The following is a 17,649-nucleotide window of genomic DNA, read 5'->3' as shown; positions in this document are numbered from 1 at the left end:
AGTGTACTTTAACCAGGGGCGGTACCAAGAAGCCGAACCCCTGTTGCAGCAAACCTTAGAGCTGACTAAACGGTTGCTAGGAGAGGAACACCCACAGGTAGCATTAAGCCTCAACAACCTGGCTTTACTGTACTTGAACCAGGGCAGGGACCAAGAAGCCGAACCCCTATTCCAGCAAGCCTTAGAGCTGAATAAACGGTTGCTAGGAGAGGAACACCCACAGGTAGCATTAAGCCTCAACAACCTGGCTTTAGTGTACTTGAACCAGGGGCGGTACCAAGAAGCCGAACCCCTGTTGCAGCAAACCTTAGAGCTGACTAAACGGTTGCTAGGAGAGGAACACCCACAGGTAGCATTAAGCCTCAACAACCTGGCTTTACTGTATCACACTCAAGGTAAGATCAGCCGTGCCCTTGAGCTGTTGGAGCAAGGATTGAAGGTAGAAGAACGGAACCTCCACTCCAATTTGGTTGCTGGTTCTGAGCCTCAAAAGCGAAAGTACCTTGATACTATCTCTGGTAGCACAAACACAGTCATTTCTCTGCACCTCAATACAGCTCCCAACAATCCCAGAGCAGCACGTCTGGCCTTGACTACCGTCCTCCGGCGAAAAGGTCGCGTTCTCGATTTCATCACCAACAGCCAGCAAATCCTGGGTCAACAGTTAGACCCTGAAAGCCAAAAGTTACTGGAAGACCTCAACGCTACCCGGACTCAACTAGCTAACTTGTTCTACAGCCAAAGCTTAGACCCTAAAAGCCCAAAGTTACTAGATGACCTCAATTCTAACCCCACTCAAGGAGCCAATCTGATCTACAAGCGACTACCAAATCTACCTCTTAAATACTATCAACAGAGGTTGAATTATCTCTCTGAACAAGCCAACCAATTAGAGGATAAAATTAGCCGTCGTAGCCCTGACTTTCGCACAGCTAACCAAGCTGTGACTCTCGAAGCCATTCAAACGCTGATTCCAGCTAATACAGCCCTAGTGGAACTGGTCAAGTATCAACGGGGTTCCCCTCGCTACGCTGCCTACGTGCTTCATTCCCAAGGAGACCCCCAAGGCATTGACCTAGGGGAGGTTAAGTTGATTGAAAAAGAGTTAGAGCTGTTTCGCCTCTCTATTCAAGACAAAGACACACCCACCGCTCAGTTGAAGCAAGCTGCACGGCAAGTGGATCAGAGGTTGATGGATCCTGTGCGCCAACTGTTAGGGTCTACTCGACAGATCTTACTGTCCCCAGAAGGAGAGCTCAATCTGATTCCCTTTGAAGCCCTGGTGGATCAGCAACAGCAGTATCTGGTAGAAAACTATCGCTTTACTTACCTTACCTCTGGCAGGGACTTACTCAGATTATCCCAGGAATCTGCTAGTCAAACAGCTCCAGTGATGTTGGGCAATCCTGACTTTGACCGTTCTGCTGGTGAATTAATTGCTAATCAGGATCATAGCAATCTCGCCAGTGCCGACCTTACCCGTTCCATTGACCTATCAACCTGGGACTTTTCACCATTACCAGGCACTGCCGATGAAGTAAAAGAAATTGCTGACATGCTAGGAGTAGACCCTCTACTGGGTGGTAAGGCCACAGAGTCAGCAGTCAAAGGAGTCAATAGTCCCAGGATACTGCATATTGCTACCCATGGTTTCTCTGAGAATGCTCCCAATCAAGAACTGCCCACACTCTATGACAATCCCATGCTGTTGTCCGGACTAGTGCTAGCAGGGTTTAAGCAGAAGCGAACTGGTGCAGAGAATGGGGTACTCACTGCTTTGGAAGCCGTAGGACTTAACTTGTCTGGCACGGAGTTGGTGGTCTTATCCGCTTGCGATACCGGTTCCGGACGGATTAGTTCAGGAGAGGGCATCTATGGCTTGCGTCGGGCGTTTGTAATTGCTGGTTCACAAACTCAGCTAATCAGTTTGCGCAAGGTACAGGATAAAGCCACTAAAGAGCTGATGCTGGCTTACTATCAGCGCTTGCTAGACGATAACATGGGGCGCACCGAGGCTCTGCGGCAGACGCAACTGGACATGTTGAAAGATGAGAGGTATCAGCATCCTTATTATTGGGCGAGTTTTATTGTTTCGGGGAATTGGAGACCGATGGGGGGTGTGGGGAGATAGGGAGATAGGGAGATAGGGAGATGGGGAGATGGGGAGATGGGGAGATAGGGAATAGGGAACAGGGAACAGGGAACAGGGAACAGCTTGTAGGGTGGGCAAAAACCGTTTGGTTCTTTTGAGTATTCTAGATTATATTAGTTTGCCCACCCTACTTTAATTGCTATTTTTTTCACTCCCGACTCCCGACTCCCGATTCCCGACTCCCGACTCCCGACTCCCGTTTTAATATGGAGAATACACAAGACTATCTACAAACCAGTGCAATCATCGATTGGCAACATCCTACAATTCTGGAACTGGCGAGGACAATTGCCCTAGAGCATCAAACATCGAATGCGATCGCCTTTGGCGCGGCTGAGGCCTTTGGCCACGCTGCGCGAACGCCGATCGCAAAAGCCTGTTTTGAGTGGGTTCGAGACCACATTTGCCATAGCGTTGACTATAAAATGAACCCTGTCACCTGTCGTGCCTCGGATGTACTTAAGCATAAAACCGGTTATTGTTACGCAAAAAGCCATTTGCTAGCTGCCCTATTACGAGCCAATGGAATTCCAGCAGGCTTTTGTTATCAGCGATTAAGCATTCATGACGATGGTGAGCCTTACAGTTTGCATGGTTTAAATGCCGTTTACTTAGCTGAATTCGGTTGGTATCGAATTGATCCCAGAGGAAACCGTGAGGGAATTGATGCTCAATTCAATCCCCCAAAGGAGCAATTAGCTTTCAGCATTCGACTTCCTGGAGAAGCTGATTTTCCTAACATTTTTTCTGAACCACTTCCTATAGTTATCGAAGCATTACAGGCTGGTAGTACTTGGGATGAAATGCTTGGTAGTCTTCCAGATGTTTTGTTGGAGGAATGGGAAGAATTAAGAATGAAGAATTAAGAATGAAGAATTTAGAATGAAGAATGAAGAATTTAGAATTTAGAATTTAGAATTTAGAATTTAGAATTTAGAATTTAGCTGCGTAGGGTGTGTTAGGGGCGGAAAGCTTCTGATTTTTAACCTCCTACCAGGGTTGGGATAGTCCGCCCCGTAACGCACCACCTGTAAAGCTAGGGAACAGGGAACAGGGAACAGGCAAGATGCGCGTTCCAGCAATAGGCTTCCCTTAAGCGTGGTAAATATGGTAAGTGTTGTAAGTGTGGTTAGGGTGGGTAGAGAAAAAAAATGAGCGATCACAGAATTATAAACTAAGCGATCGCTACATCCAAAACAAGCAATCTGTCCAGTATTTTACCATTCGGAAACCTTAACCTATCCACTATTAGCTATCAGCTAATGCACTAAGCGCACGCCTGAATGCTTACCCGAAACCTGGACAGGCTACGGGATGCTATTGAAGAGCCGGTACTGGAACGCCCTAAAAAACTTTAACAAAACTCGCGAAATTCCCCACCCTCTTCCAGGGTGTTGAAGTTACCGTAAGTAGAGGGTCGCCTTTAAGGTTGGTCGGCTATGGGAAAAAGGGTTAAAACTGTTTGATTAAGGCTCCACTCTACTAAGGTGCGCGTCTCTAGGATGGATAGCGAGACAGAAAATTTCTTTTATCCCTTGACACATTACTGTGAAATACATATAATAGTAAGCATGGTCGATTTTGAAGTTACCGTAAGAATAAAGAAGCCTTAATCACAAAGATTTAACCCTTTTATGCATAGCCGACTAACCATAAAGGCTTCTTTATTCTAAGGTTTCATCTCCAACAAGTTTGAGTGCAATGAAACATAAAGCCGTCAAAGTTAGAATTTATCCCACACAAGAGCAAATTCAAGTGTTAGCTCAGCATTTTGGATGCGCTCGTTGGTGGTGGAACTATGCTTTGAATCAGTGCATAGAAACCTACAAAGAAACTGGCAAGGGGCTAAAACAATCTGCACTCAACTCTATGTTGCCAAAGCTCAAAAAACAAAAAGAGACTGAATGGCTAAAAGATTGTTACTCTCAGGTTTTGCAATCCGTGAGTCTCAATCTTAGTCGTGCATATCAAAATTTCTTTGTTCGCGTCAGCGTGGCCTACGGCCAGGGTAGGGCTGAATATCCTAGGTTCAAATCATATCATCATCGTCAATCAATTCAGTATCCCCAGAACGTAAAACAAGTTGGCAACTACTTGAAGTTCCCTGGAAGATTAGGCATTATCAAAGCAATAATCCATCGACCACTAGATGGAGAAATTAAAACTGTAACCGTTAGCAAGACTCCATCTGGAAAATATTATGCTTCGGTGTTAATGGAATATGAGCCGGATGATTTGCAGCCTTCCAAAAAAGGAAATGTTATCGGAATTGATTTGGGTATTAAGGATTTTGCTATTACCTACGATGGCGAAAAGACTTCCAAGTTTGGGAATCCAAAGCACTTAGCCAAGTCCGAAAAGAAACTGACTAAAAAACAGCGTATCGCTGCCCGAAAGAAAAAAGGCAGCAATGGACGCAAAAAGGCCATAAAGATTGTAGCCAAGGTATACGAACGGATTAGAAATGTCCGCCAAGACTATCTGCATAAACTATCTAGAAAGATAGTTGACAACAACCAAGTGGTGGTAGTCGAGAACCTAAATGTCAAGGGCATGCTGTGCGCTACGCGCACGCTTCGCGAACGTAACCATAAATTAGCTAAAGCAATTTCTGATATGGGTTGGGGAACCTTTGTAAACTTCCTGTCTTATAAGTGCGAAAAAGAAGGAAAGGTATTAGTTGAAATAAACCGATGGTTTCCTAGTTCCAAAACCTGCTCTAATTGTCATTACCGAATCAAGGAGTTGCCACTGGATGTCAGGGCTTGGACTTGTCCAAGTTGTGGAACTCACCACGACAGAGATGGTAATGCGGCAAAGAATATTAGAGCAGAAGGGATCAGAATGCTATCCTCCTCTGGGACGGGGGAGGTCAACGCCAGGGTCGAAGAAGTAAGACCAAGACGTGGACGCCCGTCCAAGTTAAGGCATTCTTCCGTGAAGCTGGAAGCCCCGACTTGGCCTTTGGCCACGCTTCGCGAACAAAGAAGTAAGTCGGGGTAGTTCACGCTAGAAACTGTAGGATTAAAGTCAGTAACTGCGAATGGCACGATGGTTAAAACCACCTCCAAACTCACGTTTGACCAATACCTGGAATATGATGACGGCACAGATAACCGTTATGAGCTGGTTGATGGGGAGTTAGTACAATTGCCACCGGAGAGTGAATCAAATAGTTGGAGGGCGATGTGGCTAATGTATCAATTAGCCCAACACATTAACCCTCGTTTAATCAGGATACACGATTGCGAATTGCAAGTTCCAGGAAATCCTCAAAACCGCTATCCTGATTTGGTAGTGCTTACGGAAGCACATCTTCTCCAAACGGAAAAACGCCTAACTATCACCCTTGATATGGAACCCCCACAGTTTGTTGCGGAGGTAGTTAGCCCCTACAGAAACCAAAATGATGAAAACTACCAACGTGATTACAGTGATAAAGTAAAACAATACCAACAAAGGGCTATTCCTGAATATTGGATTATTGACTCCCAAGACCAATTAGTAACTGTCCTAGTCTTGAAAGACGGTAGTTATCAAAAACAAGAATTTAGTGGGAATCAGCAGATTGTTTCTCAGACTTTCGGTGATTTGAACTTGACCGCTTTACAGGTAATCAATGGGTAAGCTATCAGCTATCAGCTATCAGCTATCAGCTATCAGTTATTAGCTATCAGCCGTCAGCTATCAGCCGTCAGCTATCAGTTATCAGTTATAAGCTATCAGCTTATGCGCTACGCGCACGCTACGCGAACAGCCATTGGCTGTAGGCCAAGCTACACCGAACAGCTTTTGAATAAAATAAGCTGACCACTGACCACTGACCACTGACCACTGACCGCTGACCGCTGACCGCTGACCGCTGACCGCTTACATGACCTTTTGCATCCTAAACCGTTCAAACCCTACCCCACTGAGGAATACAGTCTCCGGTTCAATAATAGTAAATCCCTGTTTGAGAAAGAAATACTTAGAAATTCTGCTAGCTTCAGTATAGAGACAAGTAACCCCTTGCCTTAACGCTTCATCTTCTAATTGTTGGTAAATCGCTGTAGCATAACCCTGGCGAGAGTAGTCTTTTGCCGTAAACAGTAAATCAATGTGATTAGCGGGATGTAATTGACCAAAAGCCGCTATCTTATTGCCATCAACTGCAACAAGTGTTATTCCCATACTCAGCCGTTTCGTAAACTGGTCGTTATCCTTAGGATAGGATGACCAAATCTCTACTTGTTTACTATTATACGCTTGTGAAGCTATTTCCATGATAGCATTTTTGTAGACATCGACAACAGCTTTGGCATCTGATACTTGGTAGTTACGAATTAACATTTTTTTCTCGGATATCCCGATTCCCGATTCCCGACTCACGATTCCCGATTCCCTTTCAATTTAACTTATAGCGAGCAGTCCACTGTATTTTCCTGAAAAATGGAATATCTTTCAAAACTCTCAGCAAACCAAGTTTATTTTCTGGTTCGTCAAGATAAAACCAATCATCCAGGAATTCAATACCTGGATTCCAACCCTCCAAGTCTTTACTATCTCGAATTCCAAACTTGAACGTAGCATCGTTTCCCAAATGCAAATCCCGTTGTAATTTTCTGTTCATTATTCCTTGCAGGGGCGGCTTTAACCAAAGAGCATTGAAAAATTCAGCAATAAGTTCACAGCCAGGAAACGTTGATTGCAGTTTCAACACTAATGATTTTACCTCGTCTTCTTGAAGGTACATAAGCACCCCTTCTGCCAGAAAGAGTAATGAATCAGGGTTCAACTGTGTTATTGCTTCCATCCATTCATAATTCAAGACCGAAGATGGAATAAAGCGATAGCGGTCAGTTTCTGGCAACAGTTTCTTTTTAACCGCTATCACCTCTGGGAAATCAAGGTCATAGAATATCACCTTACCGTTATCGATCCGGTGGAAACGAGGATCCAAGCCACAACCAATATTAACAACAATTCCGTGATGCGATCGCTCCAGGAAATTTCTGACATAATCATCATAGCGTTTGGCGCGCATAGCAATATGAACCACCAATTTTTTTTCTACCTTGCCCTTAGCCAAGCTTTGATAAAACTTGTTATCTGACTGGGATAATTCAGGGTTTAATTTATCAGTAATTTCAACAGCTAATGGATCCAATAAAATTGGGTCTTTTGACTGACTTTCTAGGGCATGGCAATACAAAGTCAGTAGGGATGTTGCTGCTACATCACTGATTTCAGTGTTGAGTAATTTCGGAATTTCCATATCAGCTATCAGTGGTGCGTTACGGGACGGAATTTCCCAAAACTGGCTACCGAGAAAATCAGGGCGAGCCCGTCCCTAACGCACCCTACGCAACTCGACCAGATCTCGAACGGGCAGGATGCCCATTCTACAGGTGCGATCCGTGGCGAATTTAATTCTTAATGGGTCAAGCGCACCTAAAAACTTTTCCAATCATTCCATTATTCAGCAACGCTGTTTTTTTTCCGATTCCCGATTCCCGATTCCCGATTCCCTATTCCCTACTCCCTACTCCCTACTCCCTATTCCCGACTTCTGAAAGAAGTGTAAGCTGTGTTGAGGGCGTATATACCAATCTACTATGGCAAGCATTAACGATAACTACCTCAAACTCAAAGCTGGCTACCTATTTCCCGAAATTGCGCGACGGGTCAATACTTTCGCAGAAGCCAATCCCGATGCTAAGCTAATCAAGCTGGGGATTGGTGATGTTACCGAACCACTACCAGCCGCCTGCCGCACCGCCATAATCAAAGCCGTTGAAGAAATGGGCGATCGCGCCACCTTCAAAGGTTATGGTCCAGAGCAAGGCTACCCTTGGTTAAGGGAAAAAATTGCTAGCCACGATTTCCAAAGCCGGGGGTGTGAGATTGACCCTGGGGAAATTTTCATCTCCGATGGCTCCAAGTGCGACACTGGCAACATTCTCGACATCTTTGGCAACGATAACAAGATTGCCGTTACTGACCCAGTTTATCCCGTGTATGTAGACACCAACGTCATGGCTGGTCATACCGGGGATGCTAATGATGCTGGTAAGTATGAGGGTTTAGTTTATCTACCGATTACCGCCGAGAACAACTTCACCGCTGAGATTCCCTCCCAGAAGGTTGATTTAATTTACCTGTGCTTCCCGAATAACCCTACCGGAGCAACCGCTAGCAAAGACTACCTCAAAACCTGGGTAGACTATGCCAAAGCTAATGGCTCGGTCATTTTCTTTGATGCAGCCTACGAAGCCTTTATCACTGACCCAGACCTACCCCACTCCATCTACGAGATTGAGGGAGCAAGGGATTGTGCCATTGAATTCCGCTCTTTTTCCAAGAATGCAGGCTTTACCGGCACCCGCTGTGCATTAACAGTAGTACCAAAGACCCTAACAGCCAAAGCATCCGATGGTTCAGATGTAGAACTGTGGCCACTTTGGAACCGCCGCCATTGTACTAAATTTAATGGGGTTTCCTATATTGTACAACGGGGCGCTGAAGCCGTTTATTCTGAAGAAGGCCAAGAGCAAGTTAAAGCACTAGTTAACTTCTATCTGGAAAATGCCAAAATTATTTGCGATCAACTAACAGCCGCTGGATTAACAGTATATGGTGGCGTAAATGCCCCTTACGTTTGGGTCAAAACACCTAATGGTCTATCCAGTTGGGACTTCTTTGATAAATTACTCAACACTGCCAATGTAGTCGGAACCCCTGGTTCTGGATTTGGTGCTGCCGGGGAAGGTTATTTCCGCATTTCCGCATTTAATAGTCGGGAAAATGTAGAAGAAGCGATGCAGCGAATTACCGATAAATTCAAAGTGTAGTTTTAGGGTAGGGTGTAGGGTTACCAGGTGTAGAATTTAGTAATAAATTAAATAAATTTAATCTGCTATATCCTACGCTCTACACCCTATTTAAAATTATAATTCGCCCCAGTTGTCGGTAAATTAAAATCGGCAAATTCCCTACTCCCTACTCCCTACTCCCTACTCCCTACTCCCTACTCCCTATTCCCTTTTTTTAAAATAAGGAGAAAAATTATGTCAATTAAAGTCTACGGTATCCCCAACTGCGGCACTTGCAAAAAAGCATTGAAATGGCTCGAAGATAACAGTATTGAATATGATTTCATCAACACAAAAGAGCATCCACCAACTGCAGAGATGATTAGCAGCTGGGTAGAAGCATTGGGCTCTAAACCAATGCGTAATACCTCTGGGAAATCCTATCGTGAAATAGGTGAAGAAAAAAAGACTTGGACCGATGAACAGTGGGTTGAAGCCTTTGCAAAAGATGCGATGCTCCTGAAGCGACCCCTATTTGTGAAGGATGGCACAGCGGTATTGGTAGGGTTTAGGGCAAATGAAGAAACGATTCGAGAGAAATTGGTAATATAGAATTTTTATAGCAATTATCAATTGCTTGAGGTAATTGTGTTATGGGTTTTAGGGAGTAGGGAGCAGGGAGCAGGGAGCAGGGAAAAGCGGATGACCAGAACAGTACCAACGCCCTATTTGGAATGCTATTTCACTTTCGATTTAGCATAAAAAATAAATGATCAAACTATCAAAGCGATAAAAAGCGATAGTTCACCATAACAGATACTGAAGAACCGTAAATTTTCTTACCCCTACTCCCTACTCCCTACTCCCTACTCCCTACTATAAAATAAACCAAACTATCGAGCCCAAATTTCAATGAGTAAAGAAACAGATATAGTTGTAATTGGCAGTGGGATTGGTGGTTTATGCTGCGCCTCTCTTCTAGCTCGCTACGGTTTTAACGTCACAGTCTGCGAGAGCCACTCAATCCCTGGTGGTGCTGCTCACGCTTTTGAGCGCAATGGATTCAAGTTTGACTCCGGTCCGTCTCTTTACTCAGGTTTGTCTTATAGCCCTTCTTCCAATCCTCTGCGACAACTGCTAGATGCCATTGGTGAGGATTTATCATGGGAAACCTACAATACATGGGGTTGCCGTTTGCCTGAAGGGGACTTTGACACCTCCGTTGGTGCGGATCAGTTTTGTGAGGTTCTAGCCAGGCTTCGTGGTAATGATGCTGTAACCGAATGGCGTGAGCTTCAGCGGGTGATGGAACCCCTAGCTAAGGCTGCGATCGCAATTCCCCTCACTGCCATCCGTTTTGATCTCGGCGCAGTAGTCACCCTCAGCCGATTTGCCCCCTCTTTCCTACGATATGCTGGGGATTCTATCAAGCTCAGAGGACCCTTTAGCCAGATTATGGACGGTGTTCTCAAAGACAACTTTAGCCGTAATTGGCTCGATTTGCTTTGTTTTCTATTATCTGGACTACCAGCGGATGGAACCATTGCGGCAGAGATGGCCTTTATGTTTGCGGAATGGTATCGACCAGGGGTAGTGCTAGACTATCCCATTGGTGGTAGTGGTGCCCTGGTTGATGCCCTGGTGCGGGGATTAGAAAAACATGGCGGTCAGTTGATAGTTAATGCTCATGTTGAAGAAGTGATAGTCGAGCACAACCGTGCCGTAGGTGTGCGTCTGCGGGGCAGCAAAGAAATCCGAGCCCGTAAAGCAGTAGTGTCTAATATCTCAGTATGGGATACCCTCAAACTACTGCCAGATTCAGCAATACCAAAATCCTATCGAGCCAAGAGAAACGCCACCCCTGAGTGTGACAGCTTCATGCATCTCCACTTAGGCATTGATGCTGAAGGACTACAAAAAGACCTAGCCTGCCACTACATTATCGTTAATGACTGGGAAAAAGGTGTTACCGCTCCCCAGAATATAGTAGTGCTATCGATTCCATCCCTTCTAGACCCATCCCTAGCACCACCAGGAAAACACGTGATTCACGTTTACACTCCAGGTAACGAACCCTATGAACTCTGGCAGGGCATGAGTCGTAACAGTGAAGCCTATGCACAACAAAAGCAGGTGCGTGCAGAAATCATGTGGAAAGGATTGGAGCGGATCATTCCAGACATTCGTTCCCGTTGTGAAGTCACTCTAGTCGGTACACCGCTCACCCACGAACGCTTTCTGCGCCGCCACCGAGGTTCCTACGGTCCAGCAATTCGAGCAGGAGTTGGCATCTTTCCTGGTCCTGGCACACCCCTACCTGGACTAATGTGCTGTGGAGACTCAACCTTTCCCGGTATTGGTTTACCAGCAGTTGCCGCCAGCGGGATGATTACTGCCAATACCCTTGTACCGGTTTCAAAGCATTTGGAAATGCTGAAAACGATTGGGTTATAGCAAGGGAAGTATAGTTTAGGACATAGTATTTGAGTTTAAAGGGAACAGGGAGCAGGGAGCAGGGAGCAGGGGGAAGAGTGTGGGGAGAGGGGGTAGTGTGGGGAGAGGGAGGAGAGGGAAGAATTAGTTTGAGATTAATTTAGTATCTTTAAATACTTTTTTTCTCATTGTCTTGATGTATTTTATCATCTGAGTCAGGATCTCCCCATCTCCCCATCTCCCCATCTCCCCATCTCCCCATTTCCCCATTTCCCCATCTCCCCATCTCCCCATCTCCCCACACCTACCTCCCTACTCCCTACTCCCTACTCCCTACTCCCTGTTCACGGATCACCAACTAGCAGGAAAGCAGCCCAAAAGTAGGGATGGCTAAAGCTTTGATTTCCAAATTCTGACAATTGTGAAGATAACGCAATTCTCTTACCAGAGATATATAAGTGATCATTCTCAATCCGGACATTGCCTCGAATCATTGCTAACTGTGCCTGTCGCAAGGCTTCAGTTTTACTGGGTGTCTTTCTTAACTGACGGTAAAACTCAGTAGTCAGCCCCATAGCCCCTTGGTCACTGACAGACCAAAGGGTTGCTAAAGTGGAGTCAACCCCTGCCTGAAACGCTGATCCAGCAAAACCTAGCTCTGCTTCCCGATTGCCTAAAGCAGTTTGGCAAGCGCTGAGTACCAACAACTCTACCGATGGCTCAGAAAATAGATTTTCCAGTTCATCGAGCCCCAGTTTTTTGTCCCACATTTGAATATAAGAATTTTCAGGAGCTCCCTGATTAAACTGAGCATGGGTAGCTAAGTGAATGATGCCAAATTTCCGTTTTTTTCGTTGAGCCTTTAAATTTTCCAGAGTGAAGCTTTCGTTGAGAAAATAGTTACCTTTCCACAGTTTGTTGATAATTGTTTGTAACTCGACTTTTACCCAAGGCAAATCCTCTTTATCAGAAAATTGGGAGGCTCCCATCGCCAGCAGTCGGAAGGATTGAACATTGGTAAACCGAGAATAGGTCAAACTAAGACTAGGCACCAGGCTGACACTATAATTTTCCACTAGATAGTTCTTTTGATCGTGCAGAGCAGCCAGGGGTAGGGAGCGCAAACCCTGATCCATGGCAAATATCAGGCTGTCGATCTTATTAGCTTTTAACTCAGACTCCAACGGTGCGATCAGCCATTGGTAAAGTTGCTGAGCTGGTTTGAGATGCTCCTTATCATCAAAGCTTCGGGGATTTATCAGTGTTCGATGAAAAGTCCTGATCTTAGCTAGGACCTCAGCACGATTTGCGTTATAGACTCGCCGCAGAACTGGATTACCCTCTGCTGTGATCAGCAACAGTTCTAGCTGGTCATCGGTTTTTTGTAAGCATTTTTCCGGTTCTGAAGATAGATCAGAGGCTTGGTAACCAAATCGTCGGTCAATTTCGGCTGCTGGGATTGCTGGAGTTTGGCATCGCGTTCCTGGTAATGTCAGGGAGTTTTTGACAAAACTGACATAAATAACCCCACTCTTGAGACCCGTCTCCCGCTCAAGCTCACGAATGCGATCGCGCACATCATTCTGAGTATAAATTTTGGTCTTGAGCTGTCGCAGAAAGTATGCCTGATATTCTTCTGTGAAGGCTTTTTCTATGCCATAGACTAGGTCACTTTTAACAGTCGCCTCCAGTGTAATTGGTTGCTCTACCAATGGTGGAACCTCTGGCGGTGTTATTGATGAGTTATCCGGTGTGGGGATTTTTGAGTCTACCTGTTGTGAAACTTTTAGATCATCCGGTAGTAAAACCGTTACATCATCTGGTGGTGTATCTGTACCGGTGTCACCATCGGTTGGTGTATCGATACCGGTGTCACCATCGGTTGGTGTATCGATACCGCTGCCACCATCGGTTGGTGTATCGATACCGCTGCCACCATCGGTTGGTGTATCGATACCGCTGCCACCATCGGTTGGTGTATCGATACCGCTGCCACCATCGGTTGGTGTATCTGTACCGCTGCCACCATCGGTTGGTGTATCGATACCGCTACCACCATCGGTTGGTGTATCTGTACCGGTGTCACCATCATCCGGTGGTGTACCGGTGCCACCATCCGTTGGGTCTCCCGGATTAAAAGTAATCTCTCCTGGTGTACCTCTGATAGCATCTAACCGTGAGTTAGATTCTATTTGTTCTCGTATTGCTTGTCTATCAGCTTCGCTAGTAATGTCAGGAGCGAAGACTATGATATCACCAGCATTTCCACCCCTCTGAGCTTGTGTGTTGATCTCAATATTATCAAAGTTAACATTGTTTGAATCTGGAACCTTAAAGGTTATATTACCAGAATCTCCACCGTTTGATGCCTCGGTAATAATTGTGAGAGTCTCACCATTTACCTGAATGCTTCCCTGTGCAGTTTCCAAGGTTACATCACCAGAATTACTACCCCCTGTTTCTGTCGTCCTAATCGTGGTAATAATCAAACCATCATTATTACGGAATATAATGTCGTCTTGAGCTGATAAGATTACAGGTCCAGCATCACCCTGATCAGAACTCGTATCGATATTACCAATAGTGATACTCCCTTCCGATGAATTCTGTTCGAGATTAGAAAATTCTGTGCCCTCTACCGTGACTGATTGATTAGGATCAAAATTAACTGGATTACTCAATTGATCCTCACTCAAACCTGCTCGCAAAATCAGAGAGCGGCTTTGGGTCAAATTATCAAAATCTGGATCGGAAGTGGGAATCGAGCCAGTGGTATCTGGCTGTGTGATCTTTATATTTCCCCCCTGAATACTTCCGGTAGATTCTACTTTCAGAGAAGCTCCTGTATAATCCCCAAAGATGACATCGCCTCTAGAGATAATAATCGGGTCATATAAGCTCAGAAAATTACCTGGTTTACTAGATAAATTCAGAATCGAGAAACTACCATCACTGGCAAAGTGAGCATCTCCGGAAATAATCCCATCACTAACTAAACTGAGATTACCGCCACTCTGAAAAGGTGTCTTGGGATGATTCAGTGCCAGAATATCAATACCTAAATCCCCATGAATGTAGAGGTCTCCTCCCGCTATAGCATTGAAGGGATTCTCAACAGTATCCCTTACCACCACTTCATTCTGAGCCAGTAGGTTTAAGTCTCCCGTAGTAGACAGCTGGCTTTCTACTAGAGTCAGGTTATTTTTGGCCGATAGGGTTGCAGTCTGTGCCGTTACTTGCTTTGCCGCTACATCTCCAGAGGCCAAAGTGATGCCTGAATCTTTCAACGTTACAGTACCATCACCATTATCCTTGAATTCTGTGGCATGACCTACATCAGCGCCAGTTAAAAGTTCAGGAAATTGCACAGGCGTCAAGGATTGTTGGTCAGTTAGTAGGGGCTGAATTTCCAAATTGAGCAAGTGCCCCTCTTGGCTAATTTTCACTAAACTTTCCCCTGGTACAGCAGCTACCGTAATTTTTCCATCTTGTGCTACCAGTTCTCCAGTACTGATCACAGTGCCACCGAGTAAGGTTAGGTTATTTCCTGGTGTCACCTCTAGCTGGCCCTGATTGATAATGGCTCCTGGTGTACCTAATGTCTCGAACCTAAAGACACTAGGTGTTCCAATTAAAGAAAAGTAGTCGTTGTTACCAAAGGCACTAAACCAATTATTATCACCAAAGCCAATACCTGTAGCGGTGGTAGCGGTGAATGCTCCTGGGATGTTCAGCTGGGCATCGGCACCAAAAATTATCCCCGCTGGGTTCATTAAAAACAGGTTGGGGTTGCCCCCTGTGACTTGGATGAGACCGTTAATCACTGAAGCGTTGCCACCTGTAACCCGATTGAGAATGTTTTTTATACCGGGTTGAGACAAAAAATTAACAATTTGGTCTTGGTCTAAACCAAACTCCTGAAAGCTGTGAAATAGATTAGAGCCATCACCTGATCGAGTACCTCCGTCAATATCAAAGCGATTACCATCTTGGATAACTTCCGTGTCAGTGGTGTGATCGGCTTGAATCGGCTGTGCTATTGTCGGTATAACCCAAAGAGGTCCTGCCAACACATAGAGAACGCTCAGGGATTGACTAATTCTACTCACAGCTAATTTCATCTGGCTTATTCGTAAAATCTTTCTGATACGGTTATCTTAATCGGTTTTAATTTTAAATTTAAATTGCTGAATACTTAACAAGGTTCATCGAATCTTTTTTTATATAGTTAAATTTATTATTATCTTGATAAATGGAATTTCATGATCGTTAATAACTTCACATAAAAATGCTCATCTTTATAAAAAAAATAAATAAAAATAACTCCTATAGCTAGTGGTAATACAACCATCCTAGTTTAACCGTAAACAAAATAATGTAAAATCTGGATTAATTATTATAAAATTACCAAAAATTATCGTTTTAAAAACTCATATATTTCAGTCTAGTAAGGTACGCAATGTTTTTGCCTGTTGCTTCTTGCTTCTTGCCTGTTGCTTATTGTCTCTTCTATGTTCCCTGTTCCCTCCTCTATAATTACCCATGACCCATTACCTATGACCACTAAAAGAGATATGATCATAAGTTAACCGAATTTGATCTCAGATGTTCCAGAGTGAAACCATTGCTGCGATCGCAACAGCAGTTGTCCCCCAACAAGGCAGTATCGGTATTGTGCGACTGTCAGGAAGAGATGCGATCGCAATTGCCCGTACTTTATTCCAGGCACCGGGGCGTCAGGCTTGGGAGAGTCACCGGATTCTCTACGGCTATGTGCGTCATCCCAAAACCCAACAGCTAGTGGATGAGGCATTGCTGCTGATTATGCAAGCTCCCCGTTCCTACACTCGTGAAGATGTGGTAGAGTTCCATTGCCACGGTGGGATCATGCCCGTCCAAAAAGTGTTGCAATTGTGCCTCGAACAAGGAGCGAGATTAGCACAGCCAGGAGAATTTACCCTACGGGCATTTTTAAATGGGCGCTTGGATTTGACTCAGGCAGAAAGTGTTGCGGACTTAGTGGGGTCTCGCTCCCTAGCAGCCGTTCAAGCCGCCCTAGCTGGGTTGCAGGGCAAGCTCGCCACACCCATTCGGGAAGCCAGAGCTACTTGCCTGGATATTTTGGCAGAAATTGAGGCTCGAATTGATTTTGAGGAGGATTTACCGCCCCTTGATCAAGGCGCAATTGTAGCTCAACTTAACAATATCTTAACAGAAGTATCCCGACTATTAGCCACAGCGGATCAGGGTGAACTATTGCGCACGGGTTTAAAAGTGGTGATCCTTGGGCGACCCAATGTCGGAAAATCGAGTTTATTGAATGCCTGGAGTCGATGCGATCGCGCTATTGTCACTGACCTTCCTGGTACCACTCGGGATGTGGTGGAATCTCAGTTAGTGGTAGGGGGAATCCCGGTACAGGTACTCGATACAGCAGGAATTCGCGAAACCGCTGACCAAGTGGAGAAGATTGGAGTAGAGCGATCGCGTAGTGCAGCCATGGCGGCTGACTTGGTATTACTGGTGATTGAAGCAACCACTGGCTGGAGTGCAGGGGATCAGGAAATTTACCAACAGGTGCAAGAACGTCCGGTAATTCTAGTGATTAACAAAACTGACCTGGCCAGTGATAAGAGTGAATCTACCCTATGCTATCCTAATACTATAGAGCAGGTAGTTAAGACAGCTGCTGCCTACAATCAAGGGATTGATGCTCTGGAGAAGGCAATTCTTGACGCAGTAAATCGTGGCAACCTGCAAGCCGCTGATTTAGATTTAGCCATTAACCAACGACAAGCTGCTGCCTTGACGCGGGCGAAAATGTCTCTTGAGCAAGTGCAAAAAACTATTGCGCAAGAGTTACCCTTAGATTTTTGGACCATAGATTTGCGTGGAGCAATTCAAGCCTTGGGAGAAATTACAGGAGAGGAAGTAACCGAATCAGTGCTTGACCGCATTTTCAGCCGTTTCTGTATTGGGAAGTAATATTAAGTTAGGTTGAATACCCATAATTATAGGAAGTGTGGGGAGATGGGAACCCACCCCTAACCCCGACCAGGAGGGGAATATGGGGAGATGGGAACCCACCCCTAACCCCGACCAGGAGGGGAATATGGGGAGATGGGGGAGGTTTTTATTAAGGGTAAATCGGGTAAGTCAGCGGGATTGCTCCCGCTTCGTCCCCAAAGCACCGTGCGAACAAGTCTCCAAGTACACGGCGCAACCAATTCCAAAAGAACTCACTTATCATTGCTACTTCTTTTCCTTGAC

General features: G+C 45.2%; 13 protein-coding genes. 10 read left to right on the top strand and 3 right to left on the bottom strand.

What is annotated here, in order from left to right; genetic code table 11:
- The 4 genes from F6K57_RS20665 to F6K57_RS20650 all read left to right on the top strand — a co-directional run.
- Positions 1–2,131 (top strand): CHAT domain-containing protein (locus tag F6K57_RS20665; protein WP_293070363.1); only part of this gene is annotated, 2,131 nt, incomplete at its 5' end.
- A 227-nt stretch (positions 2,132–2,358) separates the two neighbouring features.
- Positions 2,359–3,018 carry a transglutaminase family protein gene (locus tag F6K57_RS20660; protein ID WP_293070361.1) on the top strand — a complete coding sequence of 220 codons (660 nt, stop codon included), beginning with the start codon at positions 2,359–2,361 and terminating at the stop codon, positions 3,016–3,018.
- Positions 3,019–3,853: 835 nt separating this feature from the next.
- Entirely contained in the window at positions 3,854–5,155 is a 1,302-nt protein-coding gene (locus F6K57_RS20655; RefSeq protein WP_293070359.1) for an RNA-guided endonuclease TnpB family protein, read from the top strand.
- A 48-nt stretch (positions 5,156–5,203) separates the two neighbouring features.
- The gene (locus F6K57_RS20650) at positions 5,204–5,779 is read left to right on the top strand and encodes a Uma2 family endonuclease (protein ID WP_293024276.1); all 576 of its coding nucleotides are present in this window, start codon (positions 5,204–5,206) and stop codon (positions 5,777–5,779) included.
- 243 nt (positions 5,780–6,022) lie between these two features.
- Here F6K57_RS20650 and F6K57_RS20645 read toward each other — a convergent pair whose 3' ends face one another.
- Entirely contained in the window at positions 6,023–6,523 is a 501-nt protein-coding gene (locus F6K57_RS20645) for a GNAT family N-acetyltransferase (RefSeq protein WP_293070357.1), read from the bottom strand.
- Between the two features lie 16 nt (positions 6,524–6,539).
- Complete coding sequence (locus tag F6K57_RS20640; RefSeq protein WP_293070355.1) at positions 6,540–7,409, bottom strand: class I SAM-dependent methyltransferase; 870 nt, start codon at positions 7,407–7,409, stop codon at positions 6,540–6,542.
- A gap of 118 nt (positions 7,410–7,527) precedes the next feature.
- On the opposite strand from F6K57_RS20640, the gene F6K57_RS20635 reads away from it, so the two are divergent.
- From F6K57_RS20635 to F6K57_RS20620, 4 genes are all read left to right on the top strand, one after another.
- Complete coding sequence (locus tag F6K57_RS20635) at positions 7,528–7,707, top strand: hypothetical protein (RefSeq protein ID WP_293024271.1); 180 nt, start codon at positions 7,528–7,530, stop codon at positions 7,705–7,707.
- A gap of 42 nt (positions 7,708–7,749) precedes the next feature.
- Positions 7,750–8,985 (top strand): LL-diaminopimelate aminotransferase, encoded by a 1,236-nt coding sequence (locus F6K57_RS20630; RefSeq protein WP_293070353.1) that lies wholly within the window; start codon positions 7,750–7,752, stop codon positions 8,983–8,985.
- Positions 8,986–9,201: 216 nt separating this feature from the next.
- A complete protein-coding gene (locus F6K57_RS20625) occupies positions 9,202–9,558 on the top strand; it encodes a Spx/MgsR family RNA polymerase-binding regulatory protein (RefSeq protein WP_293024265.1) in 357 nt (118 codons plus the stop codon).
- A gap of 300 nt (positions 9,559–9,858) precedes the next feature.
- A complete protein-coding gene (locus F6K57_RS20620; protein WP_293070351.1) occupies positions 9,859–11,400 on the top strand; it encodes an NAD(P)/FAD-dependent oxidoreductase in 1,542 nt (513 codons plus the stop codon).
- 323 nt (positions 11,401–11,723) lie between these two features.
- Here the strand turns inward: F6K57_RS20620 and F6K57_RS20615 are convergent, their stop codons facing one another.
- Positions 11,724–15,500, bottom strand: a complete 3,777-nt coding sequence (locus F6K57_RS20615) for a CHAT domain-containing protein (RefSeq protein ID WP_293070349.1) — start codon at positions 15,498–15,500, stop codon at positions 11,724–11,726.
- A gap of 484 nt (positions 15,501–15,984) precedes the next feature.
- Here F6K57_RS20615 and mnmE point away from each other — a divergent pair, with 484 nt between their 5' ends.
- Both mnmE and F6K57_RS20605 read left to right on the top strand, forming a co-directional pair.
- Complete coding sequence (gene mnmE / locus F6K57_RS20610) at positions 15,985–17,364, top strand: tRNA uridine-5-carboxymethylaminomethyl(34) synthesis GTPase MnmE (RefSeq protein WP_293047845.1); 1,380 nt, start codon at positions 15,985–15,987, stop codon at positions 17,362–17,364.
- A 37-nt stretch (positions 17,365–17,401) separates the two neighbouring features.
- On the top strand, positions 17,402–17,649 hold a 248-nt coding region (locus tag F6K57_RS20605; protein ID WP_293070347.1), incomplete at its 3' end, for a hypothetical protein.

It is taken from the genome of Moorena sp. SIO4A5, assembly GCF_010672005.1.
In the GTDB taxonomy this organism is placed as follows: Bacteria; Cyanobacteriota; Cyanobacteriia; order Cyanobacteriales; family Coleofasciculaceae; genus Moorena.
The sequence above is the reverse complement of the archived record's forward strand: the minus strand, read 5'-3'. Positions and strand labels throughout refer to the sequence as shown.